Origin of the sequence: Roseibium sp. SCP14, from assembly GCF_040329475.1 — a bacterium.
In the GTDB taxonomy this organism is placed as follows: domain Bacteria; phylum Pseudomonadota; class Alphaproteobacteria; order Rhizobiales; family Stappiaceae; genus Roseibium.
Genome location: NZ_JBDZYH010000008.1, coordinates 46,923 through 70,284, shown reverse-complemented (window position 1 = coordinate 70,284; position 23,362 = coordinate 46,923). Strand labels below are relative to the sequence as shown.

Here is a 23,362-nt window from a genome sequence, read left to right as displayed (position 1 = left end):
ACCGAACGCTCCGCGTCCGATCTGGCTGAAAAATTCAGGCGGCGCCAGGGGCGGAATTAGAGCGTGGCTCCTGATCGGGTGTATTTGAGATCTCAAAAAACCGGATGCGAAAGAGGCTTGAAAACGAGCCTCTTTTTGATGTCTGCCATCTCTGTGACGGCATGTGACCGGCAGTTTGTTCCAGCCCGGCGTGAAAGCCTTCAAAGGCTGCTGCTTAACTGCCCCGATAGGTCGAGTAGCTGAACGGAGAAACCAGCAGCGGCACGTGATAGTGGGCTTCTTCGGACATGCCGAAGCGCAACGGCACCACATCCAGAAACTTCGGCTCATCAGTCTTCACGCCACGCGCATCGAAATATGCGCCGACGTGAAAAACAAGCTCGTATGTCCCGGTCCTGAATTCTTCAGCTGGAAGAATGTGACTGTCCGTGCGCCCGTCGTCATTGGTTTCGAGGCTGCGGATATAGGTGCGCTCGTTTCCGGAAATTGCGTAAAGATCGATCTTGATCCCCTTGCCGGGGCATCCATGCGCCGTGTCGAGCACATGTGTGGTCAGATATCCGGCCATATGGCCCTCCCTTGAAACTTCATTCGCGCGCATGATGATGCGGTGCGCCTGTAAAGGGCACATTCCGTTATCCGAAAGCACTTTCTTGAATTGCAAGAAAGTCATCTGAATTGTTTTGCTTTATAAGAAGAAGAAATACGGAGGTCAGTCTTGAATCGGTATCCTCGTAACTTGCGTGGCTATGGTCCCAATCCCCCCGATCCGCAGTGGCCGGGTGGTGCGAAGATCGCTGTCCAATTCGTGCTGAACTATGAAGAAGGCGGCGAAAACTGCGTTTTGCACGGGGACGCGGCCTCCGAGGCTTTCCTTTCCGACATTCCAGGTGCCGCCCAGTGGCCGGGTCAGCGCCACTGGAACATGGAATCCATGTATGAATATGGTGCGCGTGCTGGCTTCTGGCGACTGCACCGCCTGTTCACCCGGGCGGGTATTCCCCTCACGATTTATGGTGTGGCGACAGCGCTCGCCCGTAATCCGGAGCAGGTCGAGGCCATGAAGGAAGCCGGCTGGGAAATTGCCAGCCACGGCCTCAAATGGATCGAGCACAAGGATATGCCGCCTGAAGAGGAAAAGGCGGCGATCGAGGAAGCCATCCGGCTGCACACGGAAGTTGTCGGGGAACGTCCGCGCGGCTGGTACACCGGCCGCTGCTCGGAAAACACCGTAAGACTCGTGGCGGAAGAAGGTGGTTTCGACTACATCTCCGACACCTACGATGACGACCTGCCTTACTGGCTGGAAATCGGCGACCGTGACCAGCTGATCATCCCCTATACGCTTGAAGCCAATGACATGCGCTTTTCCGTGTCTCCGGGCTGGAGCGATGGCGATGACTTCTTCAACTACCTGAAGAACGCCTTTGATGTTCTTTATGGTGAGGGACAGTTCGATACGCCCAAGATGATGTCCATCGGACTCCATTGCCGCTTGGTCGGTCGTCCGGGCAAGATTGCGGCGCTGCAGAAATTCATTGAATACATTCAGGGCCGCGAGGGTGTCTGGTGTCCGCGGCGCATCGAAATTGCCGAGCACTGGGCAGCAAAACATCCGCCGCAAAAATCTTTGCGGCCCAGCCGGATGGCAAGAGAAGAATTCGTTGAACGATTCGGCAGCATCTTTGAACATTCGCCCTGGATCGCTGAACGCGCGTTCGATCTGGAACTCGGTCCGGCGCATGATTGCGCAGCAGGTGTCCTCAATGCGCTATGCCGGAAGTTCCGGACAGCCAGCGAAGAAAAACGCCTCGGCGTTTTGACGGCTCACCCGGATCTTGCGGGCAAGCTGGCTCAGGCCGGCCGGTTGACGGCGGAAAGCACGTCCGAACAGGCAAGTGCCGGCCTTGACCTTCTGACGGACGACGAGCGGGAGACATTTACCCGGCTGAACGATGCCTATGTCGAAAAGCACGGTTTCCCGTTCATCATTGCGGTCAGGGACAACAACAAGGTCTCCATCATGGAGGCCTTCAAGCGCCGGATCGACAATGACCGGGCGACGGAGTTCAACGAAGCCTGCCGTCAGGTAGAACGCATCGCCTATCATCGGCTGAAGGACCTTCTGCCGTGACCGGAACCGTGGCCCCATCCGCTCTGACCGCGACGCCGCTGACGCAGGAAGACTTTGCGCCTTACGGCGACGTCATCGAGGTGACCGGCGCGCCCGACAAGATCATAAACCAGGGCAAGTGCGGCAGGCATCACGATCTGGCAAAGCTGGACTTCGGCACCGGGCAGGCAGGCATCAGCCTGTTCGACGCCGAGGCACGTAACCTGCCTTATGCCGTCGAACTGGTCGAACGGCATCCTGAAGGCAGTCAGGCTTTCATTCCGCTTGATGGCGTCCCGATGCTCGTCATCGTCGCTGACGATGACAATGGCAAACCCGTCAATCTCCGGGCCTTTGTCAGCCAGCCGGGACAATCGATCAACTTGCATAGAGGAACATGGCACGGAGTACTGGCCCCGCTCGGGAAGGCGGGCCGCTACGCCGTGGTCGACCGTATCGGGGAGGGAACCAATCTGGAGGAGCATTGGTTCTCCGATCCCTGGATTGTGGAGGCAGCCGAAGGATAAGACGCGCTTCCACTCCCGGATGACTTCCGCCCGCCAAACGAGGCGGAGGCGTCCACCTGACCTTCTGAGGAGTACAAATGGACAGCTCGACGATCGGGACCGCAGAACAACTGCGCGATCCCAACTACACGCCGCCTCTGGTGAAGGCGGTGCCTCTTGGCATTCAGCACGTGCTGGCAATGTTCGTGTCCAACGTGACACCAGCCATCATCGTTGCGGGTGCCGCCGGATTCGGGTTCGGCTCAAACTCGCCTGATTTTCCGGAACTGCTTTACCTGATCCAGATGTCGATGGTCTTTGCCGGGGTCGCGACCCTGCTGCAGACAATGACACTCGGACCGGTCGGTTCGGCCCTGCCCATCGTGCAGGGGACATCCTTTGCCTTCCTGCCGATCATGATCCCGATCGTGGCGGGCAAGGGCGTTGATGCGCTTGGTGCACTGTTCGGCGGTGTGATTATAGGCGGTTTCTTCCATGCCGCGCTGGGCCTCTTCATCGGTAAGATCCGTTTTGCCCTGCCACCGCTCGTCACCGGGCTTGTCGTGACCATGATCGGTCTGGCCTTGGTCAAGGTCGGTATTCAGTATGCCGCTGGCGGCGTACCCGCAATCGGCACTCCGGAATACGGGTCTCTGTTGAACTGGTCGGCAGCCGCGGTGGTCATCGTGGTCACGCTCGGGCTCAAGTTCTTCGCGAAGGGCATGCTGTCGGTGGCTGCGGTCCTTCTGGGGCTGATCGCCGGTTACATCTACGCCCTTCTGACCGGCATGCTGAGCTTCGAAGCGATCTCCGGATCCTGGTCAAACGCAGCGGTCTTTGCTCTGCCGCAACCCTTCAAATACGGCTTTGAGTTTTCGCTGGCCGCTGTGATCGGTTTCTGTCTGATGGCATTCGTTTCCGCGGTCGAGACCGTCGGCGACGTTTCCGGTGTCACCAAGGGTGGTGCGGGCCGTGAGGCAACCGACAAGGAAATCGAAGGTGCAACCTATGCCGACGGTGTCGGAACGGCGCTTGCCGGCTTCTTCGGTGGCTTCCCGAACACGTCCTTCAGCCAGAATGTCGGACTGATCGCCATGACCGGCGTGATGAGCCGTCACGTGGTGACCTTTGGCGCGATCTTCCTGATTATCTGCGGCTTGATCCCGAAGGTGGGCAGTGTGATCCGCACGGTGCCGATCGAGGTGCTCGGCGGCGGCGTGATCGTCATGTTCGGCATGGTTGTCGCGGCAGGTATCTCCATGCTGTCGGACGTCAACTGGAACCGGCGCAACATGGTCATCTTCGCGATTTCCCTGTCCATCGGTCTCGGCCTGCAGCTGGAGCCGGGTGCCCTGCAGCATATGCCGGATACAGCGCGCATCCTGTTGACCAGCGGCCTTCTGCCGGCAGCAGCGATCGCCATCGTGCTCAACCTGGTGCTGCCAGAGGAACTTTCCGAAGAATCCACCGAGGAGGTCTCCGGCGGCATGGCCGGTCACGGCAAGGGATCGCTGCCGCACGAAGATCCGGCGTGATCGCGTCAAGCGCCAAAAAACGAAAGGGCCGCGTCAGCGGCCCTTTTTTGATTTGTCTTCGTCATTCACCGAAAACTGTTGGCGGCCCCGGCGACGGCTAAATACAGATCATGCCAAGGCTTGACCCACTGCTGTCCGGTTTAAACCCTGTCGAACTGAACAGACTCATGAACGCCCTTTCTATTGTCATTCCTGCGAAGGCAGGAATCCAGTAATCACAACGGTTTGCGGCTCAAATTGACACCGGGGTTACTGGATCCCGGCCTTACGCTACGCTTCAGCCGGGATGACAAACTCAGTGAATTTTTTCGAGTTCTCGGGGAAGAAACAGGCAATCTTCCAAATGATAACTTGGGTTTAGCAAAGAAGTGGCAGTCTAAACCGAACAGCAGTGGGCCTGACCATGGTTTACCCTCGACCTGATCGGGGGCATCCATGCAATGACACGGAATCTCTCGACAAGCTTGCTTAAGGGAACAGGAGCGGCATGGATTGCCGGATCAAGTCCGGCAATGACCACGTGGTTGATGTATTGAAGAATTGCGTAGTTCAGCAGACTGCTCGGCGCAGATACTGTTCACCGTCCCGCCATCAGGCGCGCCATGTCGATCATGCGTGCCGAGAAACCCCACTCATTGTCGTACCAGCCGAAAATGCGGACCTGCCGCTCGTTGGCTTCCAGCGTTTCGGGAAGGGCGATAACCAGAGATTCAGGTCTTGCGCGCATGTCCGTCGAGACGACCCGGTCATTGGTGAAGCCGATCACCGGATTGTCCGAAAAAATGTTCTGCAGGGCGGTGTTGGCGGGAATGTTCAGAGGTTCGGCAAGCGTCAGCGTCAGATCAACGGCAGACACACTGATGGCAGGCACGCGAACCGCCGCGCCTGACACTTTGCCTTCCAACCGGGGAAGGACCTTTCCAACAAGCTTGGTGGCACTGGTGGTGGTCGGTACCATGGAAACGCCGCCGGCACGGCTGCGTTCCAAAGGTCCGCGCGGGGCGTCCACCATCGGTTGACTGCCCGTGTAGCAGTGAATGGTGGTCATGTGGCCGGACTTGATGCCGATGGCATCATCGATGCCACGCAACAGTGGCGCCAGGGCGTTGGTCGTGCAGGATCCGTTGGAGACAATGCGATGGTCGCCGAGCTTTTCTTCATTCGCACCCAGGACCAGAGTGATTTCGGCGGCTGGAGACGGACCGGAGATCAGCACATTTGCGGCCCCGGCCTTCAAGCCCCGTTCAGCGATGTCTAGAGTGTCGGCCTTGCCCGTGCATTCCATCACGACGTCGACACCGGCAAGGTCGGCAGCGGAAAGGTCCGGCTCTGCGGTAAAGGGAATGGTCCGCCCATCCACCTTCAGGCATTCATCGCTGAAAGTGACCTCTCCCGGATAGGGACCGAAGACGCTGTCATACTTGAAAAGATAGGCGCAGGTTTCCAGCGGAGCGATGTCGTTGATCCGCACCACTTCGACTGTATTGTCTTGAGGTAAACTGAGAACCTGACGCAAAACGGTTCGGCCGATCCGGCCGAACCCATTGATGACTATCCGCATTCCAAAGACCCGATCAAAAGTCCACTTCGATTGCGACGCCCTTCTTGATTGCCAGATCAACCGCGGCAGAGGCAACGGCAAGATCCTGGAGACCGACACCGGTGCCATCGAACAGCGTTATCTCGCTTTCCGACGTCCTTCCCCGATGCGTACCATTAATTACGGCACCGATCTCATTTATATTGTCCTTAGAGACAATTCCGTCTGCGACGGCGTGCTGGCATTCGCCAATCGTTGCGGACTGGGCAACCTCGTCGGTGAAGAGCGTTGCCATTGCAATCAACTCCACGTCGACTTCCTGTTTACCCTTTGTGTCGGTGCCCATGCAGGCGATATGGGTGCCCGGACGCACCTGAGTGCCTTTGAAGATCGGTTTGAAGCTCGATGTGATCGAGATGATGACATCTGCTTCAGCGCCCATCTGGGTCAGATCGACAGATTCATAGGGCAGTCCGAGCTCGGATGCAGTCTCCTCAAGCCGGGACAGCATCTCCGGATGGAAATTCCAGCCGATAACCTTCTCAAAGTTTCGATGTTCGGCTGCCGCACGCATCTGGAAGGCGGATTGGTGCCCCGCCCCGATCATGCCCAGCACCTTGGCATCCTTGCGAGCCAGGTGCTTGATCGAGACTGCGGATGCGGCGGCTGTGCGCAGGGCTGTCAACAGGTTGCCGCCAACCACCGCCTTTGCCTGACCCGTATCGGCATCGAACAGAAAGACAGTAGACTGGTGGTTGGTGAGGTCTCTCTCGGCATTGCCGGGCCAATATCCGCCGGACTTCAGGCCGAGAGCGAGGGAAGAACGGTCGAAGCCGGACTTGAAACCGTAAAGCGCGTCGGCGTGTCCGATGGCTTCGCGAATGACCGGAAAATTGTAAGCCGCACCGCTCGACATGGCCGCAAAGATGTTTTCGATGGCCTCAAAGGCTTCCGCACGGCCGATCAGGCCTGCAATTTCCTTTTCAGGAACAATGATCATTTGGATCTCCGATCTTAGGAGCACGGGCGACTTTTCGTCCGGTCTCAACAACAGAAACGTCACAATCGTCATCCCGGCCAAGCGAAGCGCGAGCCGGGATCGGGGAGCCTCGTTTCGAGGAGTTTTCTCTCCGATCCCGGATCTTCGCGTTGCTGCGTCCGGGATGACAAAATCGAGGTGTTTGCTATTGCCTCAGTAGGCTTTGCCGCGGGCGGAAACCGGCCAGACCGTTTCGACCTTGCCGTTGCGGACACCGACATACCAGTCATGAACATTGGCGGTTGGATCACAATGGCCCGGAACCAGCTTCAGTTTCTCTCCGACTTTCAAGACGCCTTTCGGATCGGCAATGACGCCATGCTCGTCAGAACATTTGACGTATTCGACATCGTCCCGGCCGTAGATGAACGGCAGGCCGCTGTCTACCGACTGGGCCTTGAGGCCGGCATCGCAGATCGCCTTGTCGGTCTTGGCGTGGCTCATGACCTGGGTGAGAATGAAAAACGCATTTTCCCACTCGCCCTGGTCGATCCGATTGCCGTCCTTGTCGAGGATCCGGCCGTAGTCGGCATCCATGAAAGCGTAGGATCCGCATTGCAGCTCGTTGTAAACGCCGGAGTTGGATTCAAAATAATAGGAACCCGTGCCGCCACCGGAAACCAGTTCCGGATCAAGACCGGCTGCCTTCAGGCCTTCAACGGCGTCCTTCACCATGGCAATGGCGATATCGAGTTTTTCCTTGCGCGCCTCGTAGCTGTCGAGATGCTGCATGGCGCCCTGATAGGCCTGGATGCCGGTGAATTTCAGATTGTCTGCCGCGTCGACAGCCTTGGCGATTTCAACGACTGCTTCGGTTGAAGTCACGCCACAGCGTCCGGCGCCGCAATCGATCTCGATGAAGACCTCAAGGGTCGTGCCGTGTTTGACCGCTGCTGCCGAAAGATCAGCGACATTGGCAAGGTCGTCGACACACACGATGGTACGGGCACCGAGTATCGGCAATCGAGCCAGCCGGTCGATCTTGGCCGGGTCGCGCACCTGGTTGGACACCAGAATGTCCTTGATGCCGCCGCGGGCAAACACTTCGGCTTCGCTGACTTTCTGGCAGCAGACGCCAACAGCGCCGCCGAGACGTTCCTGCAGTTTTGCGACGTCAACGGACTTGTGCATCTTACCGTGAACCCGGTGGCGCATGCCGTGAGCCTTGGCGTAATCGCCCATCTTCTTGATGTTGCGCTCCAGCGCGTCCAGATCGAGCACCAGGCAAGGCGTCTGGATATCGGCTTCATTCATACCCGGCAGGGCAGGGATGTCGTATCCGACTTCGTAGTTTTCAAAACCGGTATTTGTTTTGGTGTGAGCGTTCATTGGGTCAGTCTCCCGAATTAGAGCGTCCAGGGCAGTTTGTTCAGATCGACATTGCCACCGGTGATAATGACACCGACACGCTTGCCGGCGAAGGCGTCTTTGTTTTTCAAGATAGTGGCCAGTGGCACGGCTGAAGACGGTTCCATCACGATCTTCATCCGCGCCCAGATCAGGCGCATGGCATCAACGATTTCCTGTTCCGAGGCAGTCAGCACGTCGGTGACGTGATTGGAAACGAAGTGCCAGGTCAGCTCCTTGAGCGGAACCTTCAGGCCGTCGGCCACGGTTTGCGGGGCATCGTCGGCAATGATGTGTCCGGCCCGGAAACTGCGTGCGGCATCGTCCGCCTGTTCCGGTTCCGCCGCATAGATCTTCACATCCGGCGCCAGGTTGGAAAGGGTCAGGCAGGTGCCAGAGACCATGCCACCACCGCCGATCGGTGCAATCACCGCATCCAGCCCATCGGTCTGTTCCAGCAATTCCTTGGAACAGGTTCCCTGCCCGGCGATAACGCGATGGTCGTTATAGGGGTGCACGAATTCCGCGCCGGTTTCAGCCTGAACTTCCGCAAATACGGCTTCCCGGCTCGTTGTCGAAGGTTCGCATTCGGTGATGATGCCACCATATCCGCGCACGGCATCCTTCTTTGCCTGCGGCGCCGTGCGAGGCATCACCACGTGACACGGAATACCACGGCGCCCGGCTGCATAGGACAGGCTGAGCGCATGATTGCCCGAACTATGCGTCGCCACGCCCGCTTTGGCGGTTTCCTCGTCAAGACCGAAGACGGCGTTGGATGCCCCCCGAACCTTGAAGGCGCCCGCCTTCTGGAAATTCTCGCACTTGAAGAACAGTTCGGCGCCGGTCAGGTCGTTCAGGAACGATGAGGTCAGGACCGGGGTGCGATGAATGTGCGGCTTGATGCGCTCATGCGCCACCAGCATGTCTTCAAGGGACGGAATATAGGTGTTCATGGCGTCGGTTTTCACGCTGCCTCCCTGGAAGCAATCGCTCCCTCGTTGCGGTAATAATCCTGAGCTGCGGCAACACCGGAGCCGAGTTTTATGTCGAGACCAAGGTCGACCATGACCATCTCGGCAGTCGCAAGACCCGACAGGGTCATGACGTCGGTCAGGCTGCCCAGGTGACCGATGCGGAAAACCTTGCCGGCAACTTCCCCGAGGCCAACGCCAAACGCGACACCGTATTTCCCGGCTGCATGGGTGACGATGTCGGTGGCGTTGAAGCCCTCGGGTGTCCGGATTGCACTGACAGTATCAGAGTAGACTTCCGGAGAATTCGCGCAGAGGTCCAGGCCCCAGGCCCGGATGGCGGCCCGGACACCTTCCGCGATGCGATGATGACGGGTGAAGACATTTTCCAGTCCCTCCGCCAGAAGCATGTCGCAGCTTTGTTTCAGGCCGTTCAGAAGGCCAACGGCCGGCGTGTAGGGATAGGCGTTTGATGCATAGGACTTCATCATGTCGCGAATGTCGAAGAATGTGCGCGGCAGTTTTGCGGTTTCGACAGCCGCTTGCGCCTTTGGCGAAAACGCAACGATTGCGAGGCCTGCCGGCAGCATGAAGCCCTTTTGTGACCCGGTAACGGCGGCATCTACGCCCCACTCGTCCATGCGGAAATCCATCGAGGCAATGGAGCTGACGCCATCGACATAAAGCAGCGCCGGATGGCCGGCTGCGTTCAGCGCGCGGCGAACAGCTGCAATGTTGGATTTGACGCCGGTCGCCGTCTCGTTATGGGTGGCAAGAACCGCCTTGATCTCATGGTTCTTGTCGGCTGAGAGAATTTCCTCATACCTGTCGGCCGGAAGCCCTGCTCCCCACGGCGTTTCGACAATCTCGACCTTGAGGCCGTGCCGTTGGCACATGTCGATCCAGCGATGGGAGAACATGCCGTTGCGTGCTGCCAGGATCTTGTCGCCCGGGCTCAGCGTGTTGGTGATGACCGTTTCCCAGCCGCCTGTTCCGGTGGACGGAAAAACAAAGACATCGGCTATGTCGGTCTTCAGGACCTTTTTGACACCGGCGAGGGCGGGCTGAAGGATTTCTCCGAACAAGGGAGAACGGTGATCCAGGGTCGGCATGTCGCAGGCCTTGCGAAGGGCCTCGGGCATATTGGTCGGACCTGGAATGAAAACAGGATTTTGAAAGCTCATGGCCGTTTCCTTTCGCGGTTTCCTGAAAGGTAAGGGAGACGGCCTGAAGCGCGCAATTTTTTTAAAATAATTTTTCAAAAACGAAAAAGAAGAAAAAACCTAATGTTGTCAAATAGATGAATTTTTCATATGATGAATTGATTTTTCGTTTTTTGGAGAGAATGTCTCATGGATGAGATGAAAATGGACCGCAATGCCAGCCGCCGTGCGCGCGGCCGGCCTCGGGCCTGGGACGACAAATCCAGCCAGAATACGATCAAGTCGCTGGACCGTGCCATGGCGGTTTTCGAGCATCTGAGCACCCAGTCAGGGGTGTCCCTGTCTGCCCTTTCCGAGCAGCTCGGCGAATCCACCGCAACGCTGTACCGGATCCTGTTCACGCTGGAAACGAGAGGGTTGGTGGAATTCGATCAGGCGCAACAGCTTTGGCATATCGGCCCCGGAGCCTTCATTATCGGGGCCCGCTTTCTTCGGCGGACCAGCCTGGTTGAAAGGGCCCGGCCCGTGTTGCGCCAACTGATGGAAGAGACCGGGGAAACGGCCAATCTGGGCGTTGAAAAGTCAAGCAATGTTCTTTTTGTCAGTCAGGTCGAGACTCATGCGAACATCCGGGCGTTCTTTCCACCTGGAACGTTGTCGCCGTTGCACGCCTCCGGGATCGGCAAGGCCCTGCTTGCCTTCATGGAAGAGGCCCAGTGTGACCGGATCCTGAAACGAAGCTCGTTGGAGAGATTTACCGAGCACACCTTATGTGATCCGGAGACATTGAAGGATGATCTGGGGAAGATCCGAGCGCGTGGATATTCGATTGACGGAGAGGAAAAGAACCTCGGCATGCGCTGTATCGCTGCTCCGGTCTTTGACAATTACGGCGAAGTCGTTGCCGGTCTGTCTGTTTCCGGTCCGACCAGCCGCGTCTCGGCTGACAAGATCGATGCCTTGGCAGCCTCGGTAAAAGAGGCTGCCAAAGCATTGACGATCGCGCTGGGTGGGGAGGTCACTCAGCCGCGGACCTGAACGCAGCCTTGGTGCCCGCCTCAAAGCGCGAAGCGGGTCTCAGCGGCATGTGCCGGTTGACGTCCTTGTAAAGCAGGTAGCGGAACGGCCCGGGGCCGCCGGCATAGCAGGCTTGCGGGCAGAAGGCGCGCAGCCACATGTAGTCGCCAGCCTCGACTTCGACCCAATCCTGGTTGAGGCGGTAAACCGCCTTGCCCTGCAGAACGTAAAGCCCGTGTTCCATCACATGGGTCTCCGCGAAGGGAATAACGGCACCGGGTGCGAAATTGACGATATTCACGTGCATGTCGTGGCGCAGGTCGGAAGGGTCGACAAAACGAGTGGTCGCCCATTTGCCATCGGTGCCGGGCATTTCAGACGGTGTGATTTCACTTTCATGAGTGACGAAAAGCTCGGGCCAATCCAGTCCGTCAACAGCCTCATAAGCCTTGCGCACCCAGTGAAAGCGGACCGGTTCGCTCCCCTTGTTCTTGAATGTCCAGTCCGTTTGCGGTGGCAGATAGGCGTAGCTTCCCGACCGCAAGTCATAGGTCCGACCATCAGCGGTCAGCTCCGCTCCGCCTTCGACAACGAACAGGACGCCCTGCGCATCAGGGTCGGTCTCGGGCCTGTCGGAGCCGCCTCCCGGAGCGACTTCCATGATGTACTGGGAAAAGGTCTCGGCAAATCCTGACAGGGGCCTGGAGAGCACCCAAAGCCGGGTGTCATTCCAGAAAGGAAGGTTGCTCGTCACGATGTCTCGCATTGTGCCGCGCGGGATCACGGCATAGGCGTCCGTGAACACGGCACGATCGGTCAAAAGCGTTTCCTGCCCTGGATGACCGCCTTTTGGAGCGTAGTACGAATGAGACACGGGCCACCTTTCTTGTATCTATTGGTTTTCCAAGACTATGGCGCTCAAAACCCGCGGGGACCATGGGGCATGTGGAATGAGAACCTTTCGGAAAAACAATAAAATAAATACGCATTTAGCCGTATGCGATTGAAAATGGGTAGCCCGTCCAGGCCTTTACAAACCATGTGATTTAAATCGGTTTTATGTATTGGTGAATGCATCAAAGAGTTAATGAAGTGAAAATTGATTTTAAGGTTTGATTTGAAAATCGTTCTTGCAAATACCTGAGGTGGATTACTGAAAAAATATGTTTGCCTATTCATGGTGATTCTCAAGATAGTTTGGGAGAGGGATATCTCATGAAGAAAATCGGCATAGCACTTGCATTTTTAGTTGGTTTTACATGGCCGTCTTTGGCATCGGAAAAGCTCACCTTGGGAACGGGTGACAGTCTGCCATTTGCAGGTGTCGGCGCAGAAGGAGATCCCGTTGGTATTCTGGGAGACACCAGCAACAGGATTTTGCAGGACATGGGATATGACGCCTCCGCGACTCGGCTGCCATTTGCCAGGCTCTATCAATCCATTCACCAAGGGGAAATTGATGTGGCCATCGGGGTCCTGCGCACCGACGAGCGGGCGTCGCAGGCCCACTACAGCGATCCCATCCTGACAGCTTATAATGTCCTCGTGGTCAAGAAGGGAGAAGCATTCGACTTCTCCTCGCTGTCGGATCTCAGGGGCAAGAAAATCGGCGGACGCCGGGGCTTTGCCTACCCGTCCCTGGAGGCTCAGGGTGTTTCCGTTGAACCGGCAAAGGACGATGAGACCAACTTGAAAAAAGTGCTCGGTGGCCGTCTTGAAGCAGCGGTGTTTTCTTCGATCGCGTCGCTTGCACAATTGGACAAGAGTGCGACCCGTTCGCAGGTTGAACTGCTGCCGCTGGCCGTCGGCAGTGTGCCGCTCGGCATAGCTTTCGCGGATGAGAAATTCTCCGCTGAGGACCTTGCACGGTTCAACGAATTGCTGGCCAGCTTCAAAGCTTCGGACGATTACGCCGCCACCCTCGCGAAATACGGCGTCACCGACTACGTCAAGGACTGGCCGCTCGCCCAGTAAACCACCGTGGCCCGGCATGCCGGGCCGCGAAGCATACCGGGTGATCGCTACTTCAAGGGCTTGAACTGGATCTTTTCGTGACGCCGAACCGCGTGTCGCAGCGGTTTTGTGTCGGTTTCTTTTCCCGCCTTCTTCACGATCACCCAGTTTATCCGGGGAAAATCATGAAATTCTGGCAATCGGTAAAGTTCACCACGACGGTACCCATCGTTCTGGTTGTCGCTCTGGCATTCGCTGTGTTTGCATATGTCTCGGCAATGCAACGGGTTTCTGCGGTTCAGCAGGCCTACGAACAGCAAATCAAAATGAGCGCCAACCTGACAAATCAGGCACTCGGAAACGCGATCTGGGATTTCGATCAGGACCTTGCGGACAGCCTGCTGGCGCCGCTTCTGACAAACAGAGATTTTTCTTGGGCAGTGGTCCAGGAGGAAAACGGCAGCATTTTCGCATCCTTGACCAGGCAGAATGAGGAAGCCGAGGCACTGGTTGCCAGGATACCTGCCGAAATTCGCGAACAGGACAGCGGCAGGCAGACGGCGTTTTTTGAAGATGCGGACTATGAGATCGGTATCAAGCCGGTGGTTCGCATGGACGGTGATGAGGTGCAAACGCTGGGCTATTATTACGTCGGGTTCGACAAGACGGCTATCCAAAGAGCGCGCGATGAGGCCTTGTGGACCGCGCTGGTCGTCACGTTGATTGCGATTGCCGTCGTCTCCGGAGTTCTGGTTGCTCTCATCCGCAGGATAACGGGTCAGATCGGCAATTTGTCGCGAACAATGACGGCTCTGTCTGAAGGCAGTTTTCGTATCGAAATACCTTACGTGAAACGCGCCGATGAGATGGGGCAGATGGCACGTACAGTCGAAGTTTTTCGCGACAACGGTTTGCGTCAGCGCGAGTTGGAGGAAGAGCAGCAGCAGACTGTCGAGAATGAGCGGCAAAGGCAGAATTGCCTCGAAGAGCTGATTGCCGAATTCCGTGACGACACCGGAGGGCTTCTGGAACCTGTCACCCGGTCTACCGAGAACATGGGCCGGATTTCAGGAACCTTGATGGAAATTTCAACCGTCAACGCGGAGCGGGCGGCAACGGTCGCGGCGGCGACCGAGCAGGCCTATGCAAGCGTTCAAACGGTGGCCTCTGCTTCTGAGGAGCTATCGTCTTCAATCGCGGAAATCTCACGCCAGATCGGCGAAACAAGCGAAGTGGTCTCAGCCGCGAATACCAAGGCGACATCTGCAAACGAGCAGGTTGCCAGCCTGGCGGCTTCGGCACAGAAGATCGGCGCGGTTCTGCAACTGATCCAGGACATTGCCGAGCAGACCGACCTGCTTGCGCTCAACGCGACAATCGAAGCGGCCCGGGCCGGTGAAGCGGGCAAGGGGTTTGCCGTCGTCGCGGCAGAAGTCAAGGAGCTCGCCAATCAGACCTCCAAGGCAACTGAGGAAATCTCCTCCCAGATCAATGCGATCCAGGGAGCTTCTGCCGACACGGTTGCCGCGATCGAGGAGATTGCCGAAGTGATGGTCCAGGTGAATGAATTTACCGGTTCCATCACCGACGCGCTTGAGCAACAGGGAAGCGCAACGGAGGAGATCAGCAGTTCCATCCAGGAAGTGGCCTCCGGTACGCGTGAAATCAGCGAAAACATGACTGGGGTAAAGTCCGCGGTCGACGAGACGTCGCAATCGGCAGGGGACGTGTCCAGGACGTCTTCCGAAGTTGCTGAAAACACCGGCAAGCTTGCTGAAAGGATTGATGGTTTCCTGACCAAGGTTGCTTCAGCTTGAGGGCAGTCCTGATGCCATGTCCCGGTCATGACGCATCCTGGTCGGGACGGCATCTTGCGCATTCCTGAATGCGTTGGAGGCAAAGGGGCGTCAGCCGCCTGTGTGTTTTATGGGAGCTGAGCTGACCCACAATTCGACCGACTCTTCGTCTCCCAGAACCTTGGAGAAGTGCGGCTTGCTGGTGTCATGATGGATGCAGTCACCCGGCGTCATAATGTGGACGTTGTCCCCGAGGTGATATTCCAGGCTTCCGGACAACAGATAGCAAAATACCTCACCTTCATGCTGCATGTGCTCGGAGACATGTCCGGGCGGGCGATGGATGATGCAGGGATAGGTCAGCGCTCCGGGAAATCCGGGGCCGAGTTTTTCGTAAAGACGTTTTGATTTTCCAAGCACATAGGACTGGCGAGCGTTTTTTGAAACGTATTCGGAGTAAGGTTCGGGAACCTTGATCAGTTGCTCGAGGCTGGTCTGCAATGCGCCGGCTATGCGCATGAAGGAAGAAAGAGACGGCGAGCTGATGCCGCGCTCAACCTGTGACAGAAATCCGATTGTCAGGTTGGTTGCCTTGGCGACATCCTCAAGCGTCATGCCGAGGGCCTTGCGTCGCTGCCGGATGACCGCGCCGTAATTTGGCGTGTCCTGTTCAGCTGCTGGTGTGGCTGCCTGCCCGCTTGTTGTCATCAAGGTCCTCCATTCCGGCGTTCCCTTATATCGCCTCGGATCGCTTATATCCAGCCTTCGTCAAATGACAAAATTTATCAATACTAAAATTTTTTTTAGTGGATTTTAAAATGAGAGATATCTCGAATAATTGTATTAAGTCAAAGACTTAAAGGAACTAAAAATCTTTAGTTAAATCTAAAAATGTCAAAATTTTAGCAGATATACTAAAAAAATATCTTGCGACGACATGCCGATTGGATAAGCTTCAACCCATCATGACATGTGCATCTGGGAGGACACACCATGAAGGCTGCAGCACTTGCCGTCGGGCTGGCAATGAGCACGGCTCTAGGCGCTTTTACGATTGGAACAGCCGACGCGGTCGAGCGCGGCGGTACTTTGAATTTTGCAAGATATGACGGGTCGAAGCTTGTTGACCCGATTTACGCGGACCGCAACCCTGACATCTGGATGGTCGGCAGTTTGTTCAGCACGCTTCTGGAGCCGACTGCAGACGGGACCGATCTGGTTGGCTCGCTGGCGGAAAGCTATGAAGTTTCCGCAGACGGCAAGACGGTTTCGCTCGTCCTGCGCGACGGTGTCAAATTCTCTGACGGCAGCCCGGTGACGGGCGAAGATGTGGTCTTCTCGCTGGACCGTGCCCGCAACCCGGATCTCGGACCCTGGGCGGGGCTTCTTTCTGCAATTTCCTCGGTAAGTGCAGACAGCGGCAACATCACCATCTCGCTGGAAAATCCGGATCCGGCGCTTTTGTCGATGCTGGCCACATTCAACACCGCGATCGTCTCCAAGAAGGCATTCGAGGCGGCTCCGGGTGCAACCGACCAGGAAAAATCGGCTGCTTTGTTCGCCAAGGGTGGACCGGGCCTGGGCTCAGGGCCGTTCTATCTGAGCGGTTTTGAGCAGGGTGCGTCCATGGCCTTTACCGCCAACCCGCACTATTGGAAGCAGGGCGAGGATGGAAAACCGTTGCCCTACATCGACGGTGTCAACTTCCAGATCATTCCGGATGATGCCACCCGCGTTCTGAAACTGACGGCCGGTGAAGTCGATATCGCGGAATTCATCCCGTTCTCACGTGTTGCCGAACTGGATGCGGACCCGTCGATCAACATGAACCTCTTCCCCTCCACGAGGATCATTTATTCCCCGATCAACACGCGGGAAAAACGGGCTGACGGGTCCCCGAATCCTCTGGCTGACAAGCGCGTACGCCAGGCCATCAACTACGCGACGAACAAGGAAGCCTTGATCGGTCTGGTCCTGCAAGGTGCCGGCAAGCCGATGTCTTCACCGGTAATGTCGTCCGCAACGCGTCTGGCCGTCGATATGAGCCCGCTTTATGGCTACGACCTGGAAAAGGCCAAGGCCCTCGTGGCGGAAGCCGGACTTGAGCCGGGTACAGAAGTGACGCTGACGACACTGGCAGGTTCTGCAGACGATGCCACCATCTTTGCCGCGCTACAGCAGATGTGGCAGCCGATCGGCATCAATCTCGTCGCCGAGCAGGTCGACGGTGCGACACGTGGTGCGAAGAACCGCTCGGGCGAGTTCGACATTCACACCTATGGCTGGGTGGACGATGTGAACGATCCGAGCCAGGTTACCGGCTGGCTGGGATATTACCCGACCCGCAAGGCAGTTGGCACCGGCTGGAACAATGCCGATTTCAACACCCTGTATGAAGCCTCGTCTACTGAGATGGATTCAGAAAAACGCGCGGATCAGTACAAGCAGATGCAGGAAATCTATGCCGAAGCGGCACCGCTCCTGTTCATGTACGAAACGCCGTTTGCCGTCGCTGTTTCAGGAAAGGTGGATGGATACCTGCAAACGCCTCTCGGCAACAACGTATTCGAAAACGTTTCGCTGGATCGCTGATCAGCAAGTATCCTTTCAGGATGGGAGGTGAGGTCCGCTCGGGCATCTGGATCTCACCTCCCGGCATTCACAAATATCAACGGCAAGAGAAATGGCCGGAATTCAATACACCCTGAACCGTCTGGTTCTGATGATCCCGACATTTCTGCTTGTCATGATCATCATTTTTCTTCTGGTCCGGCTGCTGCCGGGCGACCCGGCAATCGCGATCGCGGGCGACAAGGCCTCCGACGCGGACATCGCCGCAATCCGCGAAAAACTTGGACTGAACGCGCCGCTCTTGGCCCAGTTCTGGTATTTCCTGACCAACACGCTTCAAGGTGACCTCGGAAGGTCGATCCTGCTGCGGGCACCTGTCCTCGACGTTATTCTGGCACGGCTGCCGACAACCATTTTCCTGGCCGTTTACGCGATCTCCCTGTCGATCCTGATCGCCGGGCCGCTCGCCTTCCTGGCGGCGGTCAATCGCGGCAGGTGGCAGGACAATCTGATCAGGGCCGTGTTTCAGGTCGGGTTGTCCATGCCGGTGTTCTATATCGGCTTGATCCTGCTGACATTCCTAGCAGCTCAGTTGCGATTGTTCCCGGTTGGGGGCTACGGCGAGACCTTCTGGGACCGGATGTATCATCTCTTTCTGCCCGCCGTGACGGTCGCGCTTTACACTTCCGCAATCCTGATGAGGAACCTCAGGGCTGCAATTATCGAAGTCCTGGACGCGGAGTATGTTCAGTTTGCACGCGCCAAGGGGCTACCGTCCCGGCTCATCCTTGGCCGGCACGTTCTGAAGAACGCCCTGATTTCAACTGTCACCCTGCTGGGTCTGTCGATCGGACAGCTGATGAGTGGAACGTTGGTGACCGAGACTGTTTTTGCGGTGCCAGGTGTCGGGCGGCTCATGCTGGAGGCGATCTTCGCCCGTGACTACCCCCTGATACAGGGGCTCACCCTGACTTTTGCCGTTCTGGTGTCGCTGGTCTTCCTGATGACGGATCTGTTCCAGAGCTGGCTTGACCCGAGGATGCGTCTGTCATGAGCGAGTTGTCCCTTTCTCAAGACGCCGCACCGGCTCAAAAACCGAGCCGGATAAGGATGGCGCTCCGCAAGCCGGGCTTCATGGTTGGCGCGACGATCATCGGTATTTCGACCATTCTGGCGTTGTTTCCAGGTGTGTTCGCTCCTTACGATCCGAATTTCATCGACTATACCGCTGTGCGCCAACCACCGAGCTGGCTGCACCCCTTCGGCACGGATCTGCTGGGGCGGGATTCGTTTTCGCGCGTGATCTGGGCCTATTCGGTCAATATGCAGATGGCGGTTCTGGCCACAATATTTGCGTTGATCATCGGTGTCGTGATCGGCGCCCTGGTTGGTTATTATCGTGGCATTGCCGACATGATTTTCGGCCGGGTGGTCGATGCCATCATCACCTTTCCGTTTCTGGTGCTGGTCATCGCGGTGGTCGCGGTTCTCGGGCCTGGACTGGTCAACATGTATATCGCGATCACCCTTGTCGGCTGGGTGTACTATGCACGGCTCATGCGGGCTGAAGTCATTTCCCAGATGGGCAACGACTATGCGTCGGCCGGCATCGTGATGGGCTATTCCGACTTGCGCATCATTTTCCGGCACTTGTTGCCCAACGCGATTACTCCGATTGTCGTCTACTGGATGACCGACATGGCGCTGGCCATCCTGCTCGGCTCTTCGCTCGGGTATCTCGGGCTTGGCGCGCAGCCACCGCAGGCGGAGTGGGGCGTGCTGATCGCCGAAGGGCGCAACTTCATTACCACTGCCTGGTGGCTCAGCCTCATGCCTGGCATCGCCATCGTGCTGACCGGGCTTGGATTTTCGCTGATTGGCGACGGAATTGCAGATTTGTTGAGGCCGCGCGGATGACCTTGAAAAGCGTTCAAACACCTCTTCTGGAGGTATCCGGCCTGTGCACCACCTTCGGGGCCGGCCAGGCATCCATCCCGGCGGTTCGTGACGTCAGCTTCTGCGTCAACAAGGGCGAAGTTCTCGGACTTGTCGGAGAAAGCGGATCGGGAAAAAGTGTAACCCTGCGCTCGATCCTCGGCTTGTCGCGCCGCTACGGCACTACGACGGGTTCTGTCCAGTGGTGCGGGCAGAACATCGTCGAAACGCCCGAAGCGCAAATGCGAAAAATCCGTGGCGGTGAAATCGCCATGATCTTCCAGGAGCCGATGACATCTCTCAATCCGCTTCTGACCGTGGGGCTGCAGATCGACGAGACGCTGAAAGCGCACACGGACATGAGTTCATCGGAGCGAAAGAAGCGGGCAATCGAAATGCTTGACGTTGTCGGCATTCCGGCCGCTGCGTCCCGGTTGGGGGAGTACCCGCATCAGTTCTCGGGCGGCATGCGCCAGCGGGTGATGATTGCGATTGCCCTTGCCGCAAGACCCAGGATGCTTCTGGCGGATGAACCGACAACCGCGCTTGATGTCACCATTCAGGCGCAGATCCTCGATCTGATCCTGTCGCTTGCGCAGGATTTCGACATGGGCGTCATTCTGGTGACGCACGACCTCGGGGTCGTTGCGCAAACCTGCGACCAGGTTGCGGTGATGTATGCAGGCCGGATTGTGGAACAGGGGGCGGTTCGCTCCGTTCTTCGCGCTCCCCAGCATCCCTATACGGTTGGGCTGATGCGCTCGGTGCCGGAAAACGTACCACCGCGAACGCCGCTCTATTCCATCCCGGGAACGCCGCCTTCTCTTCTATCCCTTCCGGCCGGATGCGCATTCGCGGCGCGTTGTACTCATAAGTCAGAGATCTGTGAAACGTCGAGGCCGGATCTTGTCGGGGCCGGTACCGGGCGGTCTGTCGCCTGTTTCAATCAGGTGAAAAGTGAGGGAGGGGCGGCCGCATGAGTGATCCCGTTCTCGAAATTCGCGACATCAGTCTCAGTTTCAGGGGCAAGCGTACAGTTCTTGACGTCATCGGCAATCGGCCGGCCCGGAACGTCAACGCTCTCAATGGCGTCAGCCTTGATCTGAAACGGGGTGAAACGCTCGGTGTTGTTGGAGAGTCCGGTTGCGGCAAGTCGACCCTTGCCCGCTGCATTGTCAGATTGCACGAACCGGGCGGCGGGCAGGTTCTGTTTCACGGCAAGGATGTCTTTTCCGCTGATGAGCGCAAGGACCGGACCTATAACCGCCGTGTCCAGATGATGTTTCAGGACCCCTATTCCTCGCTCAATCCGCGCATGACGACGGGGCAGATACTGAGCGAAGCCTTGCGCGTTCATGAAATGTGCGGCGAGGAAGAGCTGCCTGGGCGCCTTTCGGCCTTGATGGAGCTTGTGCAGCTGCCCAAGGATGCGCTTGAAAAGTATCCGCACCAGTTTTCAGGTGGTCAGCGCCAACGGATTGCGATTGCAAGGGCATTGGCGGTGGAGCCGGAAGTGCTGATTGCCGATGAGCTCGTTTCTGCACTTGATGTGTCGGTCCAGGCGCAGATCGTCAACCTGCTTCTTGATCTTCAGGAACGGCTTGGCCTGACCATCCTGTTTGTTGCGCATGACCTGCGTCTCGTGCGCCACGTTTCCAATCGGGTCGCGGTCATTTATCTCGGCCGGATCGTGGAGCTGGGCGACAGCGAAACGCTTTTTGCAAATCCCTCTCATCCGTATTCGCAGGCGTTGCTCAGCGCAGCACCCTCGCTCGATCCGGACGACAAGGGCAAGAAAATTCATCTGGAAGGCGAACTGCCGTCTCCTCTGGATATTCCCCCCGGCTGCCCCTTCCATGTGAGATGCCGGCACAAGACCCCGAAATGTACGACTGAGTTGCCGCGGCTGCGCCCGATCCCGGGACGTGGGGCAGTTGCCTGTCATCATGCTGAAGAGATCGAGAATGCCTGAAAACCGCTCCGCCGTTCTGGCTGAACGCCTAACCGCACTGCGCGAGGAAATGAAAACACGCGGGCTGGATGCTCTCGTCGTGCCGCGCTTCGACGCGCACCAGGGCGAGTACGTCGCGCCTCACGACGAGCGACTTGGTTTTGTAACCGGTTTTACCGGGTCGGCCGGGGTCGCGATCGTCATGCTTGACCGGGTGCGCCTGTTCGTCGATGGCCGCTATACGGTTCAGGCGCAGAACCAGTGTCCCGCCCATCTGATCGAGCGTGATCACCTCTTTGAAAATCCACCGGAAGCCTGGCTTGCCGAGACGGCGCAACCTGAATGGGTGATCGGCTATGACGCCATGCTGCTGCCGCCGAATTGGGTCAAGCGCTTCGAAGGTGCGGCCGCCACATCGGGGGCAGTGATGACGCCGCTGACCGGCAATCCGGTCGACGCGGTCTGGGCCGACCAGCCGGCGGAACCCTTTGGCACCATCAGCGCATTTCCGCTCCAGTTCGCGGGAGTGTCAGCGAGCCAGAAGCGCGGCAATCTGCTGGAACTGATGATGGCGGAAGAGGCGGATTTCCTGGTGGAAACCCAACCGGACAACATCGCCTGGTTCCTGAATGTCCGTGGCGATGACGTTGCCTACAATCCGATGCCACAGTCCTTCCTGCTTCTGGACAAGACGGGAGTTGGGCATTGGTTCGTTAACCGGGACAAGTTTGAAGACGGATTGGATGACACGTTGCCGGAATGGCTGAAGCTTCATCCCAAGGATGCATTTCTTGACGTTCTTTGCGCCGAGGTGAAGCCGGGCAACAAGGTTATGCTTGATCCGGATTTCTCACCGGCCGCGGTGACACATCTGGTACGGGCAGCCAAGGCGGAAGCCGTCCATGGTCTGAGCCCGGTCACTTCGGCCAAGGCCTGCAAGAACGACACGGAGCTGGAAGGGCTGAGGGCCTGTCATGTTGAAGATGCTGTCGCCTGGGTCGAGTTCGGTTTCTGGCTGCAGAGTACCGTTCCCTCCCGCGCGGCGGCTGGCAATCCGGTGAGTGAGTATGAAGCGGAAGCAAAAATTCTCGAATTTCGTCAGGCACGACCGGGATTCCTGAGCGAGAGCTTCCACACCATCTCCTGCGCCGGTGCCAACGCCGCAATGTGCCACTACGCAGCGGATCCGGACGTTTCCGCGCCCGTTCTGCCGTCCGCACCATATCTTCTGGACAGTGGCGGTCAGTATGAAACGGGCACGACCGACGCGACCCGGTCCTACAGTTTCGACACGTTGCCGGAGGGCTATGCTGAAGCCTACACCGCAGTCTACAAAGCGCTGTTCGCACTCGCGACACTGCGGTTCCCAAAAGGTACGCAAGGCCATCATATCGATGCGATTTGCCGCCGTCCGCTGTGGGACCTTGGTCTTGATTATGACCACGGCACCGGACACGGCATCGGCCACCGGCTATCCGTGCATGAGCAGCCGCAGAGGATCGGCAAGCCTTTCAATCCGATCGATCTGGCTACAGGTATGGTTCTGTCGATCGAGCCCGGTTACTACAAGGCCGGGAGCTATGGCATCCGCATTGAAAATCTCTTCGAGATTCGCGAGGCTGATGACGGTTTCCTCTATTTCGAGAACCTCACATGGATCCCGATCCAGACGGATGCACTGATCCTTGACCGTTTGTCGGAAGCCGAAACCGATTGGCTCAACACCTATCACGCCAAGGTGGAAGAGCTGGTTGCTGCCAGGTGTTCAGTAGACGCCAAACGCTGGTTAACGGCAGCATGCCGTCCGGTTGCACGGCGCTCATCCGGCTGGCAGCAGGCCGTCTGAGATATCTTGGGCACGGCAATTGGTGAGTGAGACCCGGTGCCGTGCCGGCCACTGCGTTGGCAGAAATGGCCAATCA

At 57.5% G+C, this 23,362-nt stretch carries 20 protein-coding genes; 12 read left to right on the top strand and 8 right to left on the bottom strand.

The genetic code is table 11. The annotated features are described in order from the left end of the window. Positions 1-214: 214 nt before the first annotated feature. Positions 215-568 carry a hydroxyisourate hydrolase gene (gene uraH / locus ABLQ08_RS26085; protein WP_352948528.1) on the bottom strand — a complete coding sequence of 118 codons (354 nt, stop codon included), beginning with the start codon at positions 566-568 and terminating at the stop codon, positions 215-217. A 150-nt stretch (positions 569-718) separates the two neighbouring features. On the opposite strand from uraH, the gene puuE reads away from it, so the two are divergent. The 3 genes from puuE to ABLQ08_RS26070 all read left to right on the top strand — a co-directional run bounded on the left by puuE (position 719) and on the right by ABLQ08_RS26070 (position 4,154). Then, positions 719-2,134 (top strand): allantoinase PuuE, encoded by a 1,416-nt coding sequence (gene puuE / locus ABLQ08_RS26080; protein WP_352948526.1) that lies wholly within the window; start codon positions 719-721, stop codon positions 2,132-2,134. After that, positions 2,131-2,640, top strand: a complete 510-nt coding sequence (locus ABLQ08_RS26075; protein ID WP_352948523.1) for an ureidoglycolate lyase — start codon at positions 2,131-2,133, stop codon at positions 2,638-2,640. Before puuE ends, ABLQ08_RS26075 begins: the two co-directional genes overlap by 4 nt. 77 nt (positions 2,641-2,717) lie before the next feature. Continuing rightward, complete coding sequence (locus ABLQ08_RS26070) at positions 2,718-4,154, top strand: nucleobase:cation symporter-2 family protein (protein ID WP_352948520.1); 1,437 nt, start codon at positions 2,718-2,720, stop codon at positions 4,152-4,154. A gap of 577 nt (positions 4,155-4,731) precedes the next feature. Here ABLQ08_RS26070 and ABLQ08_RS26065 read toward each other — a convergent pair. From ABLQ08_RS26065 to bhcA, 5 genes are all read right to left on the bottom strand, one after another. Continuing rightward, on the bottom strand, positions 4,732-5,715 hold the full coding sequence (locus ABLQ08_RS26065; protein ID WP_352948518.1) for a type I glyceraldehyde-3-phosphate dehydrogenase: 984 nt from the start codon (positions 5,713-5,715) through the stop codon (positions 4,732-4,734). 13 nt (positions 5,716-5,728) lie between these two features. After that, complete coding sequence (bhcD, locus tag ABLQ08_RS26060; RefSeq protein WP_352948515.1) at positions 5,729-6,694, bottom strand: iminosuccinate reductase BhcD; 966 nt, start codon at positions 6,692-6,694, stop codon at positions 5,729-5,731. A 192-nt stretch (positions 6,695-6,886) separates the two neighbouring features. Beyond that, positions 6,887-8,062, bottom strand: a complete 1,176-nt coding sequence (gene bhcC, locus ABLQ08_RS26055; protein WP_352948512.1) for a 3-hydroxy-D-aspartate aldolase BhcC — start codon at positions 8,060-8,062, stop codon at positions 6,887-6,889. A gap of 17 nt (positions 8,063-8,079) precedes the next feature. Beyond that, a complete protein-coding gene (gene bhcB / locus ABLQ08_RS26050; RefSeq protein WP_352948827.1) occupies positions 8,080-9,036 on the bottom strand; it encodes a beta-hydroxyaspartate dehydratase BhcB in 957 nt (318 codons plus the stop codon). Positions 9,037-9,047: 11 nt separating this feature from the next. Continuing rightward, entirely contained in the window at positions 9,048-10,238 is a 1,191-nt protein-coding gene (bhcA, locus tag ABLQ08_RS26045; protein ID WP_352948509.1) for an L-aspartate--glyoxylate aminotransferase BhcA, read from the bottom strand. A gap of 168 nt (positions 10,239-10,406) precedes the next feature. Here bhcA and bhcR point away from each other — a divergent pair, with 168 nt between their 5' ends. After that, positions 10,407-11,255: an HTH-type transcriptional regulator BhcR gene (gene bhcR, locus ABLQ08_RS26040; RefSeq protein WP_352948507.1), complete on the top strand. Its 849-nt coding sequence runs from the start codon at positions 10,407-10,409 to the stop codon at positions 11,253-11,255. Here bhcR and ABLQ08_RS26035 read toward each other — a convergent pair. Further along, positions 11,236-12,108 (bottom strand): bifunctional allantoicase/(S)-ureidoglycine aminohydrolase, encoded by an 873-nt coding sequence (locus ABLQ08_RS26035; protein WP_352948504.1) that lies wholly within the window; start codon positions 12,106-12,108, stop codon positions 11,236-11,238. The two genes, bhcR and ABLQ08_RS26035, sit on opposite strands and share 20 nt — an antisense overlap. Before the next feature lie 341 nt (positions 12,109-12,449). Between ABLQ08_RS26035 and ABLQ08_RS26030 the strand changes: the two genes are divergently transcribed. Then, positions 12,450-13,208, top strand: coding sequence for a substrate-binding periplasmic protein (locus tag ABLQ08_RS26030; RefSeq protein WP_352948501.1), 759 nt, complete (start codon positions 12,450-12,452; stop codon positions 13,206-13,208). 164 nt (positions 13,209-13,372) lie between these two features. Continuing rightward, positions 13,373-15,004: a methyl-accepting chemotaxis protein gene (locus tag ABLQ08_RS26025; RefSeq protein ID WP_352948499.1), complete on the top strand. Its 1,632-nt coding sequence runs from the start codon at positions 13,373-13,375 to the stop codon at positions 15,002-15,004. 90 nt (positions 15,005-15,094) lie between these two features. Here ABLQ08_RS26025 and ABLQ08_RS26020 read toward each other — a convergent pair whose 3' ends face one another. Further along, positions 15,095-15,691, bottom strand: coding sequence for a helix-turn-helix domain-containing protein (locus ABLQ08_RS26020; RefSeq protein WP_352948496.1), 597 nt, complete (start codon positions 15,689-15,691; stop codon positions 15,095-15,097). A gap of 285 nt (positions 15,692-15,976) precedes the next feature. On the opposite strand from ABLQ08_RS26020, the gene ABLQ08_RS26015 reads away from it, so the two are divergent. The 6 genes from ABLQ08_RS26015 (at position 15,977) to ABLQ08_RS25990 (ending at position 23,286) form a co-directional block, all read left to right on the top strand. After that, on the top strand, positions 15,977-17,575 hold the full coding sequence (locus ABLQ08_RS26015) for an ABC transporter substrate-binding protein (RefSeq protein ID WP_352948494.1): 1,599 nt from the start codon (positions 15,977-15,979) through the stop codon (positions 17,573-17,575). Positions 17,576-17,666: 91 nt separating this feature from the next. Continuing rightward, positions 17,667-18,608 (top strand): ABC transporter permease, encoded by a 942-nt coding sequence (locus ABLQ08_RS26010; protein WP_352948492.1) that lies wholly within the window; start codon positions 17,667-17,669, stop codon positions 18,606-18,608. Continuing rightward, the gene (locus tag ABLQ08_RS26005) at positions 18,605-19,471 is read left to right on the top strand and encodes an ABC transporter permease (RefSeq protein ID WP_352948489.1); all 867 of its coding nucleotides are present in this window, start codon (positions 18,605-18,607) and stop codon (positions 19,469-19,471) included. Before ABLQ08_RS26010 ends, ABLQ08_RS26005 begins: the two co-directional genes overlap by 4 nt. Next, positions 19,468-20,469 (top strand): ABC transporter ATP-binding protein, encoded by a 1,002-nt coding sequence (locus tag ABLQ08_RS26000; RefSeq protein ID WP_352948487.1) that lies wholly within the window; start codon positions 19,468-19,470, stop codon positions 20,467-20,469. The genes ABLQ08_RS26005 and ABLQ08_RS26000 overlap by 4 nt, the downstream gene beginning before the upstream one ends. Next, positions 20,466-21,461 carry an ABC transporter ATP-binding protein gene (locus tag ABLQ08_RS25995; RefSeq protein ID WP_352948484.1) on the top strand — a complete coding sequence of 332 codons (996 nt, stop codon included), beginning with the start codon at positions 20,466-20,468 and terminating at the stop codon, positions 21,459-21,461. The genes ABLQ08_RS26000 and ABLQ08_RS25995 overlap by 4 nt, the downstream gene beginning before the upstream one ends. Beyond that, positions 21,454-23,286 (top strand): aminopeptidase P family protein, encoded by a 1,833-nt coding sequence (locus tag ABLQ08_RS25990; RefSeq protein ID WP_352948482.1) that lies wholly within the window; start codon positions 21,454-21,456, stop codon positions 23,284-23,286. The genes ABLQ08_RS25995 and ABLQ08_RS25990 overlap by 8 nt, the downstream gene beginning before the upstream one ends. Positions 23,287-23,362: the final 76 nt, after the last annotated feature.